General features: G+C 69.9%; 18 protein-coding genes. 10 read left to right on the top strand and 8 right to left on the bottom strand.

All coding sequences use genetic code 11. The features are described from left to right. Positions 1-140: 140 nt before the first annotated feature. Genes DFR74_RS16680 through DFR74_RS16670 form a run of 3 tightly spaced genes read left to right on the top strand, consistent with a single transcriptional unit; the run spans position 141 to position 2,327 of the window. Positions 141-1,403: a geranylgeranyl reductase family protein gene (locus tag DFR74_RS16680; protein WP_067506179.1), complete on the top strand. Its 1,263-nt coding sequence runs from the start codon at positions 141-143 to the stop codon at positions 1,401-1,403. Positions 1,404-1,409: 6 nt separating this feature from the next. After that, positions 1,410-1,865, top strand: a complete 456-nt coding sequence (locus tag DFR74_RS16675; protein ID WP_067506176.1) for a helix-turn-helix domain-containing protein — start codon at positions 1,410-1,412, stop codon at positions 1,863-1,865. Between the two features lie 9 nt (positions 1,866-1,874). Beyond that, a complete protein-coding gene (locus DFR74_RS16670; protein ID WP_067506173.1) occupies positions 1,875-2,327 on the top strand; it encodes a VOC family protein in 453 nt (150 codons plus the stop codon). Positions 2,328-2,373: 46 nt separating this feature from the next. On the opposite strand, the gene DFR74_RS16665 is transcribed toward DFR74_RS16670, so the two are convergent. After that, positions 2,374-2,880 carry a DUF2505 domain-containing protein gene (locus DFR74_RS16665; RefSeq protein WP_067506169.1) on the bottom strand — a complete coding sequence of 169 codons (507 nt, stop codon included), beginning with the start codon at positions 2,878-2,880 and terminating at the stop codon, positions 2,374-2,376. A 40-nt stretch (positions 2,881-2,920) separates the two neighbouring features. Between DFR74_RS16665 and DFR74_RS16660 the strand changes: the two genes are divergently transcribed. Continuing rightward, on the top strand, positions 2,921-3,400 hold the full coding sequence (locus tag DFR74_RS16660) for a DUF3592 domain-containing protein (protein ID WP_067506440.1): 480 nt from the start codon (positions 2,921-2,923) through the stop codon (positions 3,398-3,400). Between the two features lie 102 nt (positions 3,401-3,502). Here DFR74_RS16660 and DFR74_RS16655 read toward each other — a convergent pair whose 3' ends face one another. Continuing rightward, entirely contained in the window at positions 3,503-3,805 is a 303-nt protein-coding gene (locus tag DFR74_RS16655) for a cupin domain-containing protein (RefSeq protein WP_267898908.1), read from the bottom strand. 162 nt (positions 3,806-3,967) lie between these two features. On the opposite strand from DFR74_RS16655, the gene DFR74_RS16650 reads away from it, so the two are divergent. The 3 genes from DFR74_RS16650 to DFR74_RS16640 all read left to right on the top strand — a co-directional run bounded on the left by DFR74_RS16650 (position 3,968) and on the right by DFR74_RS16640 (position 10,157). After that, positions 3,968-5,110 carry a glycosyltransferase family 4 protein gene (locus DFR74_RS16650; protein WP_067506163.1) on the top strand — a complete coding sequence of 381 codons (1,143 nt, stop codon included), beginning with the start codon at positions 3,968-3,970 and terminating at the stop codon, positions 5,108-5,110. Between the two features lie 90 nt (positions 5,111-5,200). Beyond that, the gene (locus DFR74_RS16645) at positions 5,201-5,914 is read left to right on the top strand and encodes a demethylmenaquinone methyltransferase (protein ID WP_067506160.1); all 714 of its coding nucleotides are present in this window, start codon (positions 5,201-5,203) and stop codon (positions 5,912-5,914) included. A 112-nt stretch (positions 5,915-6,026) separates the two neighbouring features. Further along, positions 6,027-10,157 (top strand): bifunctional nitrate reductase/sulfite reductase flavoprotein subunit alpha, encoded by a 4,131-nt coding sequence (locus DFR74_RS16640; protein WP_067506438.1) that lies wholly within the window; start codon positions 6,027-6,029, stop codon positions 10,155-10,157. Positions 10,158-10,805: 648 nt separating this feature from the next. On the opposite strand, the gene DFR74_RS16635 is transcribed toward DFR74_RS16640, so the two are convergent. Then, on the bottom strand, positions 10,806-11,840 hold the full coding sequence (locus DFR74_RS16635) for an aldo/keto reductase (protein ID WP_067506157.1): 1,035 nt from the start codon (positions 11,838-11,840) through the stop codon (positions 10,806-10,808). Between the two features lie 83 nt (positions 11,841-11,923). Here DFR74_RS16635 and DFR74_RS16630 point away from each other — a divergent pair, with 83 nt between their 5' ends. Beyond that, positions 11,924-12,544 (top strand): TetR/AcrR family transcriptional regulator, encoded by a 621-nt coding sequence (locus tag DFR74_RS16630; RefSeq protein ID WP_067506153.1) that lies wholly within the window; start codon positions 11,924-11,926, stop codon positions 12,542-12,544. Between the two features lie 226 nt (positions 12,545-12,770). Here the strand turns inward: DFR74_RS16630 and DFR74_RS16625 are convergent, their stop codons facing one another. Continuing rightward, complete coding sequence (locus DFR74_RS16625) at positions 12,771-13,346, bottom strand: TIGR03086 family metal-binding protein (RefSeq protein ID WP_067506150.1); 576 nt, start codon at positions 13,344-13,346, stop codon at positions 12,771-12,773. A gap of 354 nt (positions 13,347-13,700) precedes the next feature. Continuing rightward, positions 13,701-14,189, bottom strand: a complete 489-nt coding sequence (locus DFR74_RS16620; protein ID WP_067506147.1) for a DUF6998 domain-containing protein — start codon at positions 14,187-14,189, stop codon at positions 13,701-13,703. A 128-nt stretch (positions 14,190-14,317) separates the two neighbouring features. Between DFR74_RS16620 and DFR74_RS16615 the strand changes: the two genes are divergently transcribed. After that, positions 14,318-14,524 (top strand): hypothetical protein, encoded by a 207-nt coding sequence (locus tag DFR74_RS16615; RefSeq protein WP_067506144.1) that lies wholly within the window; start codon positions 14,318-14,320, stop codon positions 14,522-14,524. Positions 14,525-14,888: 364 nt separating this feature from the next. Here the strand turns inward: DFR74_RS16615 and menD are convergent, their stop codons facing one another. From menD to DFR74_RS16600, 3 genes are all read right to left on the bottom strand, one after another. Beyond that, complete coding sequence (menD, locus tag DFR74_RS16610) at positions 14,889-16,520, bottom strand: 2-succinyl-5-enolpyruvyl-6-hydroxy-3-cyclohexene-1-carboxylic-acid synthase (RefSeq protein WP_067506140.1); 1,632 nt, start codon at positions 16,518-16,520, stop codon at positions 14,889-14,891. 462 nt (positions 16,521-16,982) lie between these two features. Further along, positions 16,983-17,429 carry a DUF6918 family protein gene (locus DFR74_RS16605; protein ID WP_067506137.1) on the bottom strand — a complete coding sequence of 149 codons (447 nt, stop codon included), beginning with the start codon at positions 17,427-17,429 and terminating at the stop codon, positions 16,983-16,985. A 97-nt stretch (positions 17,430-17,526) separates the two neighbouring features. Then, positions 17,527-18,240 carry a PaaI family thioesterase gene (locus tag DFR74_RS16600; RefSeq protein ID WP_084537431.1) on the bottom strand — a complete coding sequence of 238 codons (714 nt, stop codon included), beginning with the start codon at positions 18,238-18,240 and terminating at the stop codon, positions 17,527-17,529. 116 nt (positions 18,241-18,356) lie between these two features. Here DFR74_RS16600 and DFR74_RS16595 point away from each other — a divergent pair, with 116 nt between their 5' ends. Next, positions 18,357-19,250 carry a 1,4-dihydroxy-2-naphthoyl-CoA synthase gene (locus DFR74_RS16595; protein ID WP_067506134.1) on the top strand — a complete coding sequence of 298 codons (894 nt, stop codon included), beginning with the start codon at positions 18,357-18,359 and terminating at the stop codon, positions 19,248-19,250. Positions 19,251-19,262: the final 12 nt, after the last annotated feature.

Below are 19,262 nucleotides of genomic sequence, written 5' to 3'. Positions count from 1 at the left end.
CGTCCGACCCCACGGTAGAGAACCTAGCGTGTCCCCGCCGCGCGGCCCATGAACACCGTCACTATCCGGTGTACCAGACAGTTTTCCACACACCCCTCCGCCGTCGACACCGGCTCGGCGATGCTGCCAGTATTGAGCACATGGGCTCACCGGATGACACCCCAGCGGGCGGCGCGCTGCCCGCCCGCGCAGAGGTCCTGGTCGTCGGCGCCGGACCGGCCGGTTCGGCCGCGGCCGCCTGGGCGGCACGCGCGGGCCGCGACGTGCTGCTCACCGACGCCGCGGTGTTCCCCAGGGACAAGACCTGCGGTGATGGGCTCACGCCCCGCGCCACCAAGGAGCTGGAACTGCTCGGCCTCGGCGAATGGCTGCGCGCCCACACGGTGAACCACGGTCTGCGGATGACCGGCTTCGGCCGCGAATCGCTGCTGCCGTGGCCGGGCGGCTCGTTCCCGAGCTATGGAAGTGCCGTCCCACGGACCGAACTCGACGACAAGCTGCGTGAGACGGCGGTGAAGTCGGGCGCCCGGATGCTGGACGGCACGAAGGTGGTGGATGTCACCCGCGAGGGCGACCGCGTCACCGGTGTGACCGTGCGAACCGGGGACGTGACGCGCGAGATCGCCTGCGACCTCTTGATCGTGGCCGACGGCGTGCGCTCGCCGATCGGAAAGTTGTTGGGCCGCACCTGGCATCGCCGTTTCGCCTACGGCACGGCGGCCCGCGCCTACATCAAGTCGGCGCGCAGCGACGATCAGTGGATCACCTCGCACCTCGAATTGCGGGACGAGAACGGCGAACTCGTGCCGGGCTACGGCTGGGTGTTCCCGCTGGGCAACGGTGAGGTCAATATCGGCGTCGGCTCGCTGGCCACCGAGAAGCGCCCCTCGCACATCGCGCTGAAACCGCTGCTGCGCCACTACACCGCGCAGCGCCGCGAGGAGTGGCAGTTCGAGGGCGAGCTGCGCGCGGTGGCCTCGGCGCTGTTGCCGATGGGCGGCGCGGTCTCGAATGTGGCCGGGCGCAACTGGGTTCTGATCGGTGACGCCGCCGGGTGCGTGAACCCGCTCAACGGCGAGGGCATCGACTACGGGCTCGAGGGCGGGCACATGCTCGCGGACATTCTGGACGCGGACGATTTCCGCCGCGTGTGGCCGCAACTGCTGCGCAACCGCTACGGCCGCACGTTCTCGGTGGCGCGCCGGATCGCGGGACTGGCCACCCATCCGCGCACGGTGCCACTCGGCGGGCCGCCGCTGATGCGGTCGAAGTACTTGCGGCGCACCGCGGTTCGCGTGATGGGCAATCTCGTCACCGACGAGGACGTGGACTTCACGGCACGCGCCTGGCGCACGGCGGGCCGCGCGTCGATGCGCTACGACGACCCGGCGCCGTTCGAGTAGCCGGCGATGTGCGCGCCCCGCAGGCCCCCGCTGTACCTGCTGCCGCACCTGCGCAGGGCGCGCGACCTCGCCGACCGGAACTACTCCGAACCGCTGAATCTGGACGAACTCGCTTCGGCCGCAGGCGTTTCCAAGTATCACTTCCTGCGCGCGTTCGCCGCGGTGTACGGGGTGACACCCGCGGCGTATCTCACCGAGCGCCGTATCGAACGCGCCCAGGATCTGTTGCGGGCGACGAACCTGACGGTGACCGAGGTGTGCGTACTGGTCGGCTACAGCAGTCTCGGATCGTTCAGCGCCAAGTTCCGCCGGCTGGTCGGGGTGTCGCCCACGGACTACCAGGCGAAGTTCGCCGACGGCGCGCCGCACATCCCCGGCTGCTACGTCTTCATGCACGGGTTGTCGGATCGCGCGGGCAACGGCGCAATTTCGGAGAAGCGCCGGGGCGCGGGCGGCTCCTAGCCTGGTCCCATGGCGACGATCACACACATTTCCCTGGTCACGGTGTACGTGACCGATCAGGACGAAGCGAAGCGGTGGTACATCGACAAACTCGGATTCGTCGAGGCCACGGACGTGACGATGGGTGAGGGATTCCGCTGGGTGACGGTGACCCAGCCGGATCATCCGGAACTCGAGGTGACCCTCATGCTGCCCGGCCCGCCGCTGGACGCCGACATGGCCGAGGCGATCCGGCGGTCGCTGGCCAACGGCACCAACAGCGCGCTCGGGCTGTCCACCGACGACTGTCAGAAGGCGTACGAGGAACTCAGCGCGAAGGGCGTGGAGTTCATCCAGCCGCCCTCGCAGCGGCCGTACGGCACCGAGGCCGTGTTCCGGGACAACTCGGGCAACTGGTTGGTGCTGGTGGAGCGGGCCGAATACGACCCGAACAGCGGCAGCACCGATTTCGGCACCGCCTGATCGGCGGTGTTTCCGGGCGCGGCCGCCGGCTGCGCCCGGAACGCGGTCAGGCGCTGGGGGCGGCGGTGAACCACTCCTCGAAGAACCGGCGCTCGCTGTCGATCACGCGGCGGAACAGCTGTTCGGCCAGCGGTTCGATGGCGCCGCCGACCAGCGACACCTTCACCTCGATCACGCCCGCGACCTCGATCTCGCTGCCTTCGGCGGTGGGGCGCATCTCGTAGGTGCCCGACATCGCGCTGGTGATGCCCTTGGTGCCGCCCTCGAACGTTCCCTTGGCGATCTCGCCGTCGAGCGCCTGCCAGTCGTCGGTGCGGGAGAGTTCGAGTTCGCTCTTGAGGACCTTGCGGACGATGCCGGGAATCTTGTCCTGGCTGGCCTTCTCGGTCATGTGGATGCGGAGGGTGCTCGCGCCGCCCGGATGGGAGAGATCCAGGGTCGCGGTGTCGGCGCCGGCGAAACGGGCCCGCCAGGCGTCGTCGTCGGTGAGTGCCCGGTGGAGATCTTCGACCGGAACTGTGTAGGGCACGGTGAAGCTGAATTTTCGGGACATGGGCGCACACGCTAGCCGACGCGATCGGTAGCCTGTGGCGGTGTCGGAAACCTCCCAGTCCGTAAGGCGGACGATCCGCCTGCGGCGGGCCAGGATCGGCGTGATCACCGCCGCGACGGTGGTCAGCGTGCTCATGGGACTGCTGGTGCTCGCCGCGTGGCGCAACGATTACCTGATCAGTTCCGACATGGGTGTCACCACCGGCGAAGTGCTCTCCGCGGGCCGGTTGCGGTCGGCGGTCATGTACGTGACGCCCGACGGCGAGACGCACAACCCGAAGGTCGGCGTGCTCTACCCGACGAATCTCACGGCGGGCGAACGCATCAACGTCGAATACGCCCGCAGCGACCCCGACCTGGTGCGCGTGGCGGGCCGCGACGTGCGCGTCGCGATCCAACCCGCGCTCTCGGTGATCGTGGTCGCGTGGGCGCTGGCGCTGCCCGCGTTGTGGTTCATCGCGCGGTTGGGGCGGCGCGCACCCGCGGACGAAGCGGTTTCGCTCGTCCGGCCGCGGGACTGAAAGGTTCCACTCCGCGCCCTCCCGACCAACCTCGGGGAGGGAGCCCGACAACCGACCGTTCGCGCGCCCCGACGCGCCGAAAGCGCAGCACCGGGGCGCTCCTCACCGCGCCCAGGGTGGGCTCATCGTCGACCCGTCCGCCATCGTCGCCTCGAACCCCGCCGCGATCACCACGTGCGCGACGGCCGGTTCGTCCCCCGGATTCCCCACCGCGATCGGCTCGCCCGCCGGAATCACGGCCGACTCTCCGGCCTCGAGCACCCGTCCGCAGACGTCCAGCCGACCCGCCACGACCATGAAGATCTCGTCGCGATCCAGCACGTGCGGCGCGTCCGGTTCGCGGCCCGGCGCGACGGTGAGACGCCAGGCGCAGACGTGCGCGCTGCCGCGGCTGGGGGCGGCGATGGGCAGGAATTCGATGCCGGGCAGGTCGAAACGCGGGGCATCGGCGGGGGTGACCGACCGTTCGCGGCCCGGCGCGCCACAAACACAGCAGTTCGCCCGATCTTCCCCCGCACTTCACGTCGGCGTGGCCGCTGGGCGTGCTGCCCGAGTCAGGCTGGGCTGGTGCGCGTAGCCATTGTTTCGGAGTCGTTCCTGCCGAACATGAACGGCGTCGTGAATTCCGTGCTGAGGGTGCTGGACCATCTGGAGCAGCACGGTCACGACGCGCTGGTGGTCGCGCCGGACACGGTCAAGGGGTTGCCGCCCGCGCCCCAGCAGCACGGCAGGTTCCGGGTGCACCGGGTGCCCGCGGTGATGGTGCCGAAGGTGAGTTCGCTGCCGGTCGGGTTGCCGCAGCCGGGGATCACCGCCGCCATCTCCGCTTTCGACGCCGACGTGGTGCACCTCGCTTCACCTTTCCTGCTGGGGGCCGGTGGGCTGGGCGCGGCTATGCGGTTGGATCTGCCGACGGTCGCTGTGTATCAGACCGACGTGGCAGGTTTCGCGAAGAGCTATGGGCTGGGGTTGACCAGCCGGGCGGCGTGGGCCTGGACGCGCCGCATCCACGAGAGCGCCACCCGCACGCTCGCCCCGTCCACGGCCGCCGCCGAAGATCTTGCGCGGCACGGTGTTCCGCGCATCCACCGGTGGGGGCGCGGGGTCGATATCGCGCGGTTCACGCCGTCGGCGCGGCGGACCGGGTTGCGCGAGGCGTGGTTGCGCGGCCACGACCGGCTGGTGGTGGGTTTCGTGGGCAGGCTCGCGCCGGAGAAGCACGTGGAACGGCTGGCGGTGCTGGCCGGTGATCCGGGCATTCAGCTGATCATCGTCGGCGACGGGCCGGAGCGCGCCCGGCTGGCGGCGCTCATGCCGGACGCCGTGTTCACCGGTGAACTCGGCGGCGACGAACTCGCTCAGGCGTACGCGAGCCTGGACGTGATGGTGCACGCGGGCGAGCACGAGACCTTCTGTCAGGGCGTGCAGGAGGCGCTGGCCTCGGGTGTGCCGGTGATCGGCCCCGACGCGGGCGGCCCCCGCGACCTCATCGCCCACTGCCGCAACGGTTACCTGCTGCCGGTCGACCGCTTCACCGAACTGCTCCCCAGCGCCGTCGCCGCCCTGCGCGACCCGGCCCTGCGCACCCGCTTCGCCGCCGCCGCCCGCAAATCCGTCCTCCACCGCACCTGGCCCGCGCTGTGCACCGAGCTCATGGGTCACTACGCCGACGTCACCGGGTACCGGGACCGCGTTTCCCGGACGGCCTGAGCCGCCCGAGCTCCCACCTCATCCGGCGCGCCGTCCCCCGTGTGACCGGTGTCGCGGACAGTCTCTCGAGCCGCCCGTTAGGGTCAGGGCGTGGCGAATACGAAGCAGCGGGACTCCTTCCGTGCCTCGCTGGACAAAGAACCGCACGAGGTGGCGTCGATGTTCGACGGTGTCGCGCGGCGGTACGACCTCACCAACACCGTGATCTCGGGCGGCCAGGACAAGTACTGGCGGTGGGCCACCCGCAGGGCGCTCGCGCTGCGCCCCGGTGAGCGCGTGCTGGATCTGGCGGCAGGCACGGGCGTGTCCACGGTCGAACTCGGCAAATCCGGCGCCTGGTGCGTCGCGGCCGACTTCTCCAAGGGCATGCTCGCCGCGGGCAGGCACCGGGGCGTGCCGATGGTGGCGGGCGACGCGATGGCCCTGCCGTTCGCCGACGACTCGTTCGACGCGGTGACCATCTCCTACGGCCTGCGCAACGTGGCCGACCCGGATCTGGCGCTGCGCGAGATGCTGCGGGTCACCAAGCCCGGCGGCAGGCTGGTGGTCGCGGAGTTCTCCACGCCGGTCGTGCCGGTGTTCCGCACGCTGTACATGGAGTACCTGATGAAGGCGCTGCCCGCGGTGGCGCGCGCGGTCAGCAGCAATCCCGACGCCTACGTCTACCTGGCCGAATCGGTCCGCGCGTGGCCGAACCAGCGGCAGCTGGCCATGCGAGTGGCGGCAGCGGGCTGGTCGTCGGTGAAGTGGCGCAACCTGTCGGGCGGCGTCGTCGCGCTGCACCGGGGCTTCAAGCTGGGCTGATCGTGGGATATCCCACACCTCACAGCGCCGGAGGAGGGCGGTGAGGGTGATTGTCACCTGACGATAACGCTGGGTAAATCCCGCGCAATCGGGATTCCGCATGATCGGTGACATGTCGGACGCAGTGGTGAGCACCGCGACGAGCACCGCCAGAACGGCGTGCTCGTACTGCGGGGTGGGCTGCGGCGTCACCGTCGAGGTCACGCCGGGTGAGCGGGGCGCGCCGGTGATCGCCAAGGTCAGCGGCGACAAGTTGCACCCGGCGAACGCGGGCAGGCTGTGCACCAAGGGCGCCACCCACCTCGAGCTCATGCGCACGCCGGGCCGGATGGAGACCGCCTTCCGCCGCCCCGAGCGCGGGCAGGAGCCGCAGCCGGTCCCCGTCGACGCGGCCGTCCGCGAGGCCGCCGACCGGCTGCGCGCCATCCTCGACGAGCACGGGCCCGACGCGATCGCCCTCTACGTGTCGGGGCAGATGTCGCTGGAGGCCCAGTACCTCGCGACCAAGCTGGCCAAGGGCTACCTGCGCACCGTGCACATCGAGGCGAATTCGCGCCTGTGCATGGCCAGCGCGGGCACCGGCTACAAGCAGTCGCTCGGCGCGGACGGCCCGCCCGGCTCCTACGACGATTTCGAGCACGCGGATCTGTTCTTCGTGATCGGCGCGAACATGGCCGACTGCCACCCCATCCTCTACCTGCGCATGGCCGATCGGCTCAAGGCGGGCGCGAAGCTCGTCGTGGTGGACCCGCGCCGCACCGACACCGCAGCCCGCGCCGACCTGTTCCTGCAACTACGACCCGGCACCGATCTGGCGCTGCTGAACGGCCTGCTGCACCTGCTGGTCGAAAATGGTGACATAGACACCGATTTCATCGCCGAGCACACCGAGGGCTGGGACGCGATGCCCGAGTTCCTCGCCGACTACCCGCCGACGCGGGTCGCCGAGATCACCGGCCTCGCCGAGGCCGATATCCGCACCGCCGCCCGCTGGATCGGCGAGGCGGGTGAGTGGATGTCGCTGTGGACGATGGGACTCAACCAATCCACACACGGCACCTGGAACACCAACGCCCTCTGCAACCTGCACCTGGCCACGGGCGCCATCTGCCGGCCGGGCAGCGGACCGTTCTCGCTGACCGGCCAGCCCAACGCCATGGGCGGGCGCGAAATGGGTTATATGGGACCGGGTTTGCCCGGTCAGCGTTCGCTGCTCTCCCCCGCCGACCGCGCGTTCGTGGAGACCGCGTGGGAGCTCGAACCCGGCACGATCCGCACCGAAGCCGGTCCCGGCACCATCGAGATGTTCCGCGGTATGGCCGAGGGCTCGATCAAGGCGGCCTGGATCATCTGCACCAATCCTGTTGCCTCCGTCGCGAACCGGAAGACGGTGATCGCCGGGTTGGAGGCCGCCGAACTGGTCATCGCGCAGGACGCTTACACCGACACGGCCACCAATGCCTACGCCGATCTGCTGCTGCCCGCCACGCTGTGGGCGGAGGCCGATGCGGTGATGGTGAACTCGGAGCGCAACGTCACGCTGTTGCGGCAGTCCGTTCCGCCCGTGGGTGAGGCACGGCCGGACTGGCAGCTGATCGCCCAGGTCGCCTCCGCCATGGGCTTCCCCGGCTTCGAATACCGCTCCGGCGAAGAGGTTTTCGAGGAGATCCGGCAGTTCGCCAATCCCGCCACCGGCTACGACCTGCGCGGGATGAGCTACGAGGCGTTGCGCGAGGGCCCGATGCAGTGGCCCTGCGCCGAGGCGGACCGGCGGCGCAACCCGATTCGCTACGTCAACGACGGTGTCAGCCAGAACCTGTTCGTGGACGAGGACGGCCACCGCCCCCGCCTCGCCTTCGCCACACCCAGCAGGCGCGCGGTGTTCCTGCCGCGCCCGCACATGGCGCCCGAGGAGATGCCCGACGACGATTTCCCGTTCGTGCTGAATACCGGCCGCCTGCAACATCAGTGGCACACGATGACCAAGACCGGGCGGATCGCCAAACTCAACAAGCTCAACGGCGAACCTTTCGTGGAGGTCCACCCCGAGGACGCGAAACAGTTGGGTGTGGGTGCGGGCGATCAGCTCGAAATCGCCTCGCGGCGCGGGCGGGCCGTGCTGCCCGTGCGGGTGAGCGACCGGGTGCGGCCGGGTGATTGCTTCGCGCCGTTCCACTGGAACGACGAGCAGGGCGAGTACCTGACGATCAACGCCGTCACCAACGACGCGGTGGACGCGGCGTCGTTGCAGCCGGAGTTCAAACAGTGCGCCGTGGCGCTGCGGCGAGTGGCGCCGATGGTGGAACCGGCCGCGGTCGAGAATGTTCCGACCGCGCATCCGCTGGCCGTGATGCTCGGGTTGGACGGTCACGTCGCGCCGACACTCACCGAGACCGAGCAGGTGTACCTGAGCGGGTATCTGGCGGCGCTGCACTCACTTCCGGTGACCGGGCAGCCGGTGCTGCCCGAGTCGGCGCCGATCTCGGCGCGCGGCCGGACCTGGATCGACGGCCTGCTCGCGGGCATGTATTCGCGCACTACCTCGGTGCCGGTGGAATTCACGACGGAGACAATCGAATCAGCGCCGGTGACCGTGCTGTGGGCCTCACAGACCGGCAACGCCGAGGAGTTCGCCACCACCGTCGCGCAGCAGCTGGCCGAGGCCGGTCTCGCACCGCGCCTGCTGGACATGGATTCCTGCGATATCGCCGCGCTCACCGGCGACGTGCTGTTCATCAGCAGCACTTTCGGCGACGGCGGACCGCCCGACAACGGCGCCGACTTCTGGGATCGACTGTCCGAGCACGGAACTCGGCTGACGGCGCTGCGCTACGCCGTGCTGGCGCTCGGCGATTCCTCCTACGACGACTTCTGCGGGCACGGCCGCAAACTGGACGAGAAGCTGGCCGAGCGCGGCGCGACGCGGTTGGTGGCGCGGGTGGACTGCGAGCCCGACTACGACGAACCGGCGGCGCGGTGGCTCGAGGACGTCCTCGCGGCATTGGGCGCCTCGGAGCTTCCGCCGACGCCCGGCACTCCGCCTCCCGGAGGCGGTTCCGGCCCGGTGGCGCGGGCGAGCGAGGGTGGCGCGGCCGTCCTCACCCGTCCCACGCGCACCGGAGCCGCGCCGTTCACGCGCAACGCGCCGGTGGCGGCGCCGCTGGTGCGCAATGAGCAGCTCTCCCGCCCGGGATCGCCGAAAGAGGTGCGGCAGTTCGGTTTCGACCTGCGCGGCCTCGGCGCCGCGTACGAGGTGGGTGATTCGCTGGGCGTGTGGCCGTCGAACTGCCCCGATCTGGTGAACGAATGGCTGGCCGCGACCGGACTGGACGGGCGGCGCTCCGTGGCGGTCGACGAGCGCGAGATGCCGCTGGCCGAAGCGCTGCGCACCCGGTACGACATCACCAAGGTGAGCCACGACCTGCTGACCTTCCTCGGTGAGCGCAACGCCAGCCAGCAGCTCGCCAAACTGCTGCGCCGCGACAACCGCAACGAGCTCGACAACTACCTGTGGGACCGTCAGGCCGTGGACGTGCTGCGCGACTTCCCGGTGCGGGCCGACCTGGTGGAGTGGCTCGGCACGCTGAAAAAGCTGCAGCCGCGCCAGTATTCGATCTCGTCCAGTCCGCTGGTGAGTCCCGACGAGGTGCAGCTCACCGTGGGCGTGGTGCGCTACGGCGAGGAGCCCGGCAGGCGCGGGGGCGTGTGCTCGACCTTCCTGGCCGACCGCGTGGCCGAGGGCGAGGTGCCGATCTTCCTCCAGCGCGCACCGCATTTCCGCCCGCCGCTGGACCCGAACGCACCCATGATCATGGTCGGCCCCGGCACCGGCATCGCGCCGTTCCGCGGCTTCCTGCACGAGCGGCGCGCACTCGGCGCGACCGGACGTAACTGGCTGTTCTTCGGCGAACAGCATGCGGCGCAGAACTTCTACTACCGCACCGAGCTGGAGGACATGTTCCGCACCGGCTTCCTCACCCGCCTCGACCTCGCCTTCTCCCGCGACCAGCGCGAACGGATCTACGTGCAACACCGCATGATCGAGCACGGGGCCGAGCTGTGGTCGTGGCTGCGCGACGGCGCCCACTTCTACGTGTGCGGGGACGCCGCGCGGATGGCCAAGGATGTGGACGATACGCTCTTGCGCATCGCCCGTATTCACGGGAAGTTGGACGAGGACGGGGCGCTGGCGTTCCGCAAACAGTTGGTTGCCGAGAAGCGGTATGTGCGCGACGTGTACTGAAAGTGGTTTGCCCGCAACGGGTTCGGTGGGGCGCGGTAGGCGGCCGATGGTTTCGGCCGCGGCCGATATGCCGGTCCTCGGTAGCAGACGTCGACGTGGCGAGGTGCGCAGGGGCGGCCGCTACCGCGCTGTTCGTATCGGAGCCGATCGTAGGCACAGGCGGGCGCAGGGTCGTGTCGGAGGTGGAAACGATCGTCTGCGGCAACTGAGCGGTGCTGCGGTTGGGCTGGTCGGTGCGGGTGGCGGGGATGGTCGTCGCGGCGGTCGGTGAGCCAGATGGCGTTGTGGACGGTGGCCTCGGTGGGAACGGTGCCCGGTTGGGTCGCGGTGGAAACGGTGGCCGATAGGGCCGCGGTGGGGGCCGGTTCTGGCGGTGGCCGATAGGCCACGGCAGGGGCGGCATGTCTGGCGGCCTGCGGGATGGTCTGCGGTGACCGCCGCGGGTGCGGTGGTCCGGTTGTCTGCGTAGCCGAGCGAGACGGTCTCGGCTCCCAAGCGCTGATGAGGCGACTCCGCCTGGCCGAGAAGGTGACGGTGAGAACTACCGCGCCGGGCACGACGATGTCGACGCGGCCGCGCGAGCGCCGGACCACCTCCCGGCCGACGGGCCGACCAAGGCGCACGCGGCGGCCCAAGACCGCTGATCGCTTACACCGCAGGCGGATTCAACCGGGCGAAGTCCGGCAGCCGGTAGTACGGGTAATAGGGATAGGGCGGGGTCGCGGCGCTGGCCTTGTCCAGGCGGGCGATCTGGTCGGCGTCGAGCCGCCAGCCGATCGCGCCGAGGTTCTGGCGCAACTGCTCACCGTTGCGCGCGCCGACGATGACCGTGCTGACCGTCGGCCGGGACAGCAACCAGTTCAACGCGATCTGCGGGACGGATTTGCCTGTTTCGGCGGCGATTTCGTCCAGCACGTCGACCACGTCGTAGAGCAGGTCGTCGGAGACGGGCGGGCCCGCCTCCGCGGTGCGGTGCAGTCGGCTGCCTGCGGGCAGCGGCTGACCACGACGGATCTTGCCGGTGAGCCGGCCCCAGCCCAGGGGGCTCCACACCACCGCACCCACGCCCTGATCCGCTGCGAGCGGCATCAGCTCCCACTCGTAATCGCGGCCCACCAGCGAGTAGTACACCTGGTGCGCGACATAGCGAGTGAGACCGTGCCTGTCCGCCGCCGCCAGGGACTTCATGAGCTGCCAGCCCGCGAAGTTCGACGCACCCAGGTAGCGGATCTTGCCGGCGCGCACCAGAGCGTCCAGCGCGGCGAGCACTTCCTCGACCGGGGTATGCGCGTCGAACGCGTGCAGTTGGAACAGGTCGATGTGCTCGACATTCAGTCTGCGCAGCGAGGTTTCGACCGCGCCGATCAGACGTGAACGGCCCGAACCGGATTCGTCCGGCCCCGGGCCGGTCGGCAGACTCGCCTTGGTGGACAACAGCACTCGGTCGCGCCTGCCCTCGATCGCCTTGCCCAGGATCTCCTCCGACGCGCCGTCGGAGTAGACGTCGGCGGTGTCGAACAGGGTGACGCCCGCGTCGAGGGCGATGTCGACGAGGTCGCGCGCCTCGCGGGCGTCGGTGTCGCCCCACGCGGAGAACAGTTCGCCGCGCCCACCGAAGGTGCCCGCGCCGAAGCTGAGGGCGGGGACCCGCAAACCGGACGCGCCGAGCCGACGGTACTCCATGAGGACTCCTAAAGGTTCTATAGTTCCGTTAACAAGCTCCGAAGGTACACCCTCGGCGCGATAAATGGAACTGGAGTCCCGTTATGACCACTTCCGGGGATGCGGCGCCCGGCTCGATCCGGCCCGGTGGGCGCACCGCCCGCGTCCGCGACGCCGTGCTGCGTTCGGCGGGCGACCTGCTCGCCGAACGCGGTTTCGCCGCACTGGATCTCACCGAAGTAGCTGCCGCGGCGGGCGTCGGCAAGACCACCGTCTACCGGCGCTGGGGCACCCCGGCCGGGCTTGTCGCGGACCTGCTGGCCGATATGGCCGAACAGTCCCTGCCGCGCGCCGACACCGGCTCCCTGCGCGGCGACCTGCTCGCCAACGCGCGCCTGGTGGCGAAGACCCTGACCGACCCGCGCCAGAGCCGCCTGTTCCGCGCCGTCATCGCCGCCGCCACCACCGATCCCGCCTGCGCCACCGCCCTCCATCGCTTCTACGACACACGGCTCACCGAATGGGCGGCCTGCGTCACCGACGCGGTGGAGCGCGGTGAGGCTCCGGAGGGGACCGATCCCCGCGCGGTCCTCTCCGCCGTCTCTGCTCCGCTGTACTACCGGCTGCTCGCCAGCGGGGACCCGATCGAGGACGCGGCGGCGGTGGTCGCGGCCGAAGCGGCGTTGGATGCCGTTGCGGCAGGGACGTTTTCGGGCACGAAGTAGTCCCGGCCACGACCGGCACCGAATCCAGCCTCAGCAACGGCGACTGCGCGCGGCCCGCGATCGTTTCACCTGGCCGGGCAGGCACATCCTGGATGCTGGATGCGGCTGTCTTCGCCGCGCTGCGCGACCTCGGGCGAGCGTCGACGCCGAAGAGCACACGCCCTCGGGACCGCGAACCTGCGGCGGTGTCGAGTTGTGCAGCGGCACAGCACCACCGGAACTCGGCTCAGTTCGGCCAAGAGGGTTCGCGGCCGGTGAAGCCGAGGACGCGGTCGAAAAGCGGTGCGTCGGACGGGATCGGGACGCTGGGGCCGAAAAGTCCGGGAGTGCCTTCGGGTGGGGTTTCGCGGAGGAATTCGAAGAGGATGGTGGTGTCGGGGTCGGCGCAGGTGAAGTCCTGGCCGGTGGCGCGGGCCAGATCCCAGCCGTGGATGACGAGTTCGTCGAGGGCGATCATCGCCATCACGCCCGCGTCGGCCTGCACACCGCCCGCCTCGGTGTCGCCCTCCCACGCGTCCGGTTCCCGCCACGCGGCGACGAGCGCCTTCAGCTGCGCCGGGATCCGAGTGCGCCAGTCGGGGGCGAGGTTCTCGCGCCCACCGGGCGGTGGGGACGCACTGTTGCCCACCGATTCCTTGGTGGCTGCCTGGCGGAACGCCTCGGTCAGGCCGACGACATGATCGAGCAAGTCACCGACGGTCATACCGGCACAGGGCGTCGCTGCATCGAGCTGGTCGTCGCGGATACCAGCGACCACCACCGCCAACTCGTCGGCCGCGGTGTCGAGATCGAAGGGCTGCATGCGGGTCTCCTCCGTGGATGGAACCTTCCACCCATATCGACGCCGCGAGCCTCCCGAATTCATCGGGTGCCGGATCCCGATCCGCATTCTCGAGTGGTCGAAAATGCGGTTACCCACGGGTAGAGTGCCAGGTCAAGGAGTGTGCTCCCCACGCACGTGGGGATGGTCCGGCCCTGCCGAGATCCTCGAACTTGGTGCCGAAGTGCTCCCCACGCACGTGGGGATGGTCCTGTCGTTGAGGTTCAACGGTGTTTCGTCTCGGAGTGCTCCCCACGCACGTGGGGATGGTCCGGGTGTGGTGGGCGGCCGGGTCCGCCCGGAAACGCAGCAGGACCGTCCGCGACTACTTCACCTCTACCGCAACGGGATTCGGTCCAGTGCCGGGACGGTGGCGTTCAGGACTCGGAGGCGGCTCAGGGAGAGTTGGGCCTGGCCGTTCGAGCCGGCGCGGCCGGCGGTGCCGGTCACCGTGCGCAAGGGACCGTTGTAGATGATCTCGTGTGGGACGCCGGGGTGGCGGGAGAGGGCGAGGACGAGGAGGGCGTCGGCGGCGGCGTGGGAGGTGGTGCGGAGTCCGATCGCTCGGCTGCCGTAGGTTCCTTTGATTTCGACCGCGCGGCCGTCGGCGGCGATCGCGTCGTGGCCGGTGGTGGAGGGAGGTTGGAGGGTGATGTCGAACAAGGCTTCCGCCGCGGCTTCCGCGAGGGCACCGACGAGGTGGCCGTCCGGGGTGAACTTCCGACCCGGGTGGAGCGCTTCGAGTTCGGCGACGATCGCGTGGAGCTGCGAGACCAGTTCGGCGGTGCGGGTGGTGCGTTCCTCGAAGGGGTCCGGTGGTGTCACCTCCGGATCGTAGGCGTGGCGGCGCGCCGGACGCGAGGTTGCCGGGAGCTCGCGGGCGGAGGATGCTCGTAGGGGCCGGACCGTTGTCCGTGCCTCGACCGAGGCACTCGCGCGGAGAGGAGCACACGATGATCGATCGCACGCCCCGCCCGTTGGAGGAGACTTCCGAGGCGGATCTCGCGGAGCAGCTGATACCCGCGTATCCGGACGACGAGGCCACCGAGGAGGCGGTGGTGAGCGAGGTCGTCGAGCGGGATACGTGGCGCGCGAACGAGGCGGACCTCATCGAGCAGGCGATTCCCGTGCCGCTCGACGACGAGGACCGCGAGGACTGACCCGCCGCTCCGGCGGACTCTGGTCGCAAACCCCCGTGACTCGGCCGGAGGTTGGGTCACCACGCTGTCGCGGGCACGATGTGCTGGGGAGCCGCGCGAACAGGCGCACTATGTGCCGGAGAGCCACACGGCCCGGCACGCAGATGGGAACGACGCGCAAGCTGACGCGCGGGCCGCACCCGTGACACCGCGACCGCACCACTGGCACAGAGCCGGAACGGCCGCACCGCACGCTGGAGAGCCGGGCCGCCAGGCGAGCCGGAATGGACGCGCGAACTCGACTCCTGGCACGCCGGGCTGGAACGACGCACGATGTGCTGGGGAGCCTCAGCACGCAGGGGCAACCAACCTCAGCGAGCCACGATCACGGCGCGATGCGCGCCCGCACCGTCGCGTGCAGCTCGCGCAGACTCGAACGCTCCGTGGCGACTTCCAGTACGCGCAGCCCGTGGGCGTGGCCGGCGAGCTCCGAGGCGAGTTCGTCGGGGTCGACCTGGCGGTGCGGGATGCGGTAGGCGGCGCAGAGGGCGGCCAGGTCCATGCCGTGCGGGGTGCCGAAGACGCGTTCGAAGACGCCCGCGTACTGGGGGTCGCCCTGTTCGAGGAGTTCGAAGATGCCGCCGCCGTCGTCGTTGGCGACGACGATGGTGAGGTCGGTGGGGCGGGGTTCGCCGCGGCCGATGAGCAGGCCGGACGCGTCGTGCAGGAAGGTGAGGTCGCCGATCAGCGAGATCGTGCGGCCCTCGTGCGCCAGTGCCGCCCCCACCGCGGTGGACACGGTGCCGTCGATACCCGCCACACCTCGGTTCGACAGCACCTTCACGTTCACGCGCGGATTCGCGACCAGCGCCGCGTCGCGCACCGGGTTGGACGCGCCGAGCAGCAGCTGATCACCCTCGCGCAGGGCGTCGAGCACCACGGCCGCCACGTGCAGACCCGTCGGCTTCGGGTGCTTGGCCAGTTCCGTGCGCACCACCTCGCCGGCGCGGGCGTTCAGGTCGCGGCAGTGCGCCAGCCATTCCGGACGCGGCGCGCCGGTGGTGACGGCGCGCGTTCCGGTGCCGACCACGTTGCCCGACACGTCGGGCCAGCGCGGACCGGTGGTCAGCGCGAACACGGTGACCTCGGGATCGGCGAGCACCTTCGACACCTGACGGTGCAGCGTCGGGCGGCCGGTGATGATGGCCTGCTTCGGCTTCAGCAACGGCAGCGCCAGCGGATGCAGCGCCGGGCCGTGCACGGGCGCGGTCGGCTCCGCTACCGTCGGCAGCTCCGCCAGCTCGGGGCGCAGGCCGGCGCCGTGACCGGAGATCACGACGGTGTCGGGGGTGAGGTCGATATCGAGCGGCACATCCAGCGTCGCGTACTGCGTGGACGTCCAGGCCTTGCCGCCCGCGCGGCCCTCCGGCCAGCCGTCGGCGGTCGCCAGATCGGGAACCAACGGCTCCCGCAGCGGAATGTCGAAATGCACCGGCCCCGCGTTCCCTGACCGGGTACCGCGCGCGGCGGCCAGCACCCGGCACACGGCGGAACGCCACACGCTGTTCTGCTGACCATAGGAATCGTCCGACTCGGTCTCGGCCAGACCTAGGCTGATCGCCGCCCGCACCTGGCTACCGAAAAGACCGAACTGCTCGACGGTTTGATTCGCCCCCGTGCCCAACATCTCGTACGGCCGGTTCGCGCTCAACACGATCAACGGCACGCGCGCATAATTGGCTTCCAATACGGCCGGGCCCAGATTCGCCACAGCCGTCCCCGAGGTCATCACCACCGGAACCGGATTGCCCCCCGCGATCGCCAACCCGATCGCCAGGAACCCTGCCGTGCGCTCGTCGATCCGCATATGCAGCCGCAGCCGCCCCGCCGCGTCGGCGGCCTGCAAGGCGAACGCCAGCGGCGCGTTCCGGGACCCGGGACACAGCACCACATCGCGCACGCCCCCGAGCACAAGTTCGTCAACGACAACTCGGGCCTGCGCGGTAGACGGATTCACACCCCCCAGCCTCCCAGACAGTCACCGTTTCGTCTCCGTCGGGCCGGTCACAGTGTTTTCGGCGCGCTGGTGCGCGCGGGTTCGCGGCCCTTCATGTCTCGCAACTCGGCGCTCGAGACGCGCGCTGCGCATGCGCTACGAGCGCCGAGTTGCGAGACGGCCGCGAACGGTCGGTCGTCGGGCTCCCTCCCCGAGATGGCTGGGAGAGCGCGGACGGGGCGTTCGCGGGGTGATTTGGGCCGCGGCCGGAAGCGGGGTTGCCAGCTGTGTCAGGCGCGCTAGTGGGCGGCGCGGTTCGGCCGTGGAGCGCCCTCCGACGTGGTCGGGAGAGCGCGGACAGGGGCGTTCGCGCCGCACGTCGGGTCGAACTCGGACAGCACACCGGATACGCCTGCGCGATACATCCCCCAGCGAATCCCCGGTTTCCCGCACGGGGGTTTGCGGGAAACCGGGGGTCACACCTCAGTTGGCGTGGCGCTGCACGAGGTCGCCGACGCGGGGCAGGGCCTCGATGACGTTCTTCTTCGCCGAGGAGCGCATCGAGTTGTAGACCTTCTGCAGGGCCGGGCGCGAGGAGGCGGCGGCGCGGGCGTCGGTGACCGACAGCAGAGCCTCGGCGACCTCGTCGGACTTCGAGACCAGCAGGTCGGCGAACTTGCCGGAGCCGGTCGCGGCGTATTCCTGCCAGAACGGCTCCAGCTGCTCGACCAGCTTGGGCGCCAACGACTCCAGTGCGTCCGGCACGATCGACGGGCTGATTTTCTTGACCGCGGCGTAGCCGCCCTTCACGGCCAGGCCCGACGCCCCGCCCTTGTCCGACACCTCGGCGTCCAGAACCTCCTTGGCATCGGCAAGGAAGGCCGAGCGCTTCGCGTCGTCGAGCAGGGATTCAGACAGTGCTGCAACCACTTTCAGGTTCCTCCGGATCGATGTCGATGAACGAGCGCACGCAACTATACGCACTGGTGCGCGCGGTCACAGCAGCGTCACCCGGCTGTGGGTGCGGCTACGGCTGCCCCGGCAGCAGTTCGACCATCAGACCTTCGCAATCGGCCAGCACAGCGCCCTGCTCATCGCGTAATTCGGCCACCACGAAGGTTTTGCGGCCCTCGACCCGATCCACCCGCCCGCTCACCGTCAATGGCGTCTGGAGCGGCGTGACTTTGCGGTAGTTCACGTGCAGGTAGGCGGTGCGGCTGAGGGGCCTGCCCGCGTAGTGGACGATCATGCCGAGCAGGTCGTCGAACAGCAGTGGCAGCACGCCACCGTGGGCCGCCCCGTTGCCGCCGAGGTGGTACCGGCGAAACTCCCCCGTCATGGTGATACCCTCGGGCCCGGCTTCCACAAGCCGCCAGGGCAGCAGCAAAAGGCTGCCGCGGCCGGGCAATTCGACGACGCGCCCCGCCGGGCCTTGCAGTTCGGGGGCGCGATATGGCTCGAGCAGGTCGATCAGTTCGCGGGCCTGGGCGAGCGCTTCGCCGATCACCTCGTCGGGGGCGTCCACCGACACCGCGAGATCCTGCAAAGTGCGCATCGCTTCCACGAAGGGCCCGAAGTTCGCGCCGGCCCGCGCCCGGGTGACCTTCGGAAAGAAACGGCTGTGCCGCTCGTAGCGGGCGTGGTCCACGGCGCTGCGGTCGATGCGCGGGCGCACCGCCGTGCCGGCCCGGGACGCGACCTCGCCGTCGCCTTCTGGAACAGGTTTCACACGCTCGCTCATACCTGCACGGTATCGCGTGGTTTTACACCGTCAAGTCCCCAATCGGGAACGCGCTGGCAGGGGCCCCGCGGACCACGTGGCATCGGGCGCGGTGGCGTCCGGGCAATAATCACCGTGTGACGTTCAATCCCAAGCTGTGGCGACCGGTTCCCGGATTCGAGAACCTGACCGATATCACCTATCACCGGCACATCGAGCAGGGCACGGTGCGGGTGGCGTTCGACCGGCCCGAGGTGCGCAACGCGTTCCGGCCGCACACGGTGGACGAGCTCTACCGCGCGCTCGACCACGCGCGCATGACCTCCGATGTGGGCGCGGTCCTGCTCACCGGCAACGGCCCCAGCCCCAAGGACGGCGGCTGGGCGTTCTGCTCCGGCGGTGACCAGCGCATCCGCGGCCGCAGCGGCTACCAGTACGCCAGCGGCGACACCGCCGACACGGTCGACGCCGCCCGCGCGGGCCGCCTGCACATCCTCGAGGTGCAGCGCCTCATCCGTTTCATGCCCAAGGTCGTGCTGGCCCTGGTCAACGGCTGGGCGGCGGGCGGCGGCCACAGCCTGCACGTGGTCTGCGACCTCACCCTGGCCTCCCGCGAACACGCCCGCTTCAAGCAGACCGACGCCGATGTGGGCAGCTTCGACGGCGGCTACGGCAGCGCCTACCTGGCCAAGATGGTCGGCCAGAAGTTCGCCCGCGAGATCTTCTTCCTCGGCCGCCCCTACACCGCCGAGGAGATGCACCAGATGGGCGCGGTCAACAAGGTGGTCGACCACGAGCGGCTCGAGGACGTCGCGCTGGAGTGGACCGCCGACATCAACGGCAAATCCCCGCAGGCCCAGCGCATGCTCAAGTACGCGTTCAACCTGCTCGACGACGGACTGGTCGGCCAGCAGTTGTTCGCGGGCGAGGCCACCCGCATGGCCTACATGACCGACGAGGCCGTCGAGGGCCGCGACGCCTTCCTGGAGAAGCGCGAACCCGACTGGACCCCCTACCCCTGGTACTTCTGACGACGGGAGCGG

Origin of the sequence: Nocardia puris, from assembly GCF_003315035.1 — a bacterium.
Classification (GTDB): domain Bacteria; phylum Actinomycetota; class Actinomycetes; order Mycobacteriales; family Mycobacteriaceae; genus Nocardia; species Nocardia puris.
This window is presented reverse-complemented; position numbering and strand designations above follow the sequence as displayed.

Bases quoted from the DNA above. Each gene is read 5' to 3' on its own strand.
- DFR74_RS16640 (WP_067506438.1), top strand. From the start codon at position 6,027: ATGTCGGACGCAGTGGTGAGCACCGCGACGAGCACCGCCAGAACGGCG.
- DFR74_RS16675 (WP_067506176.1), top strand. From the start codon at position 1,410: ATGTGCGCGCCCCGCAGGCCCCCGCTGTACCTGCTGCCGCACCTGCGC.
- DFR74_RS16670 (WP_067506173.1), top strand. From the start codon at position 1,875: ATGGCGACGATCACACACATTTCCCTGGTCACGGTGTACGTGACCGAT.
- DFR74_RS16665 (WP_067506169.1), bottom strand. From the start codon at position 2,880: ATGTCCCGAAAATTCAGCTTCACCGTGCCCTACACAGTTCCGGTCGAA.
- DFR74_RS16600 (WP_084537431.1), bottom strand. From the start codon at position 18,240: ATGAGCGAGCGTGTGAAACCTGTTCCAGAAGGCGACGGCGAGGTCGCG.
- DFR74_RS16630 (WP_067506153.1), top strand. From the start codon at position 11,924: ATGACCACTTCCGGGGATGCGGCGCCCGGCTCGATCCGGCCCGGTGGG.
- DFR74_RS16625 (WP_067506150.1), bottom strand. From the start codon at position 13,346: ATGCAGCCCTTCGATCTCGACACCGCGGCCGACGAGTTGGCGGTGGTG.
- DFR74_RS16615 (WP_067506144.1), top strand. From the start codon at position 14,318: ATGATCGATCGCACGCCCCGCCCGTTGGAGGAGACTTCCGAGGCGGAT.
- DFR74_RS16635 (WP_067506157.1), bottom strand. From the start codon at position 11,840: ATGGAGTACCGTCGGCTCGGCGCGTCCGGTTTGCGGGTCCCCGCCCTC.
- DFR74_RS16680 (WP_067506179.1), top strand. From the start codon at position 141: ATGGGCTCACCGGATGACACCCCAGCGGGCGGCGCGCTGCCCGCCCGC.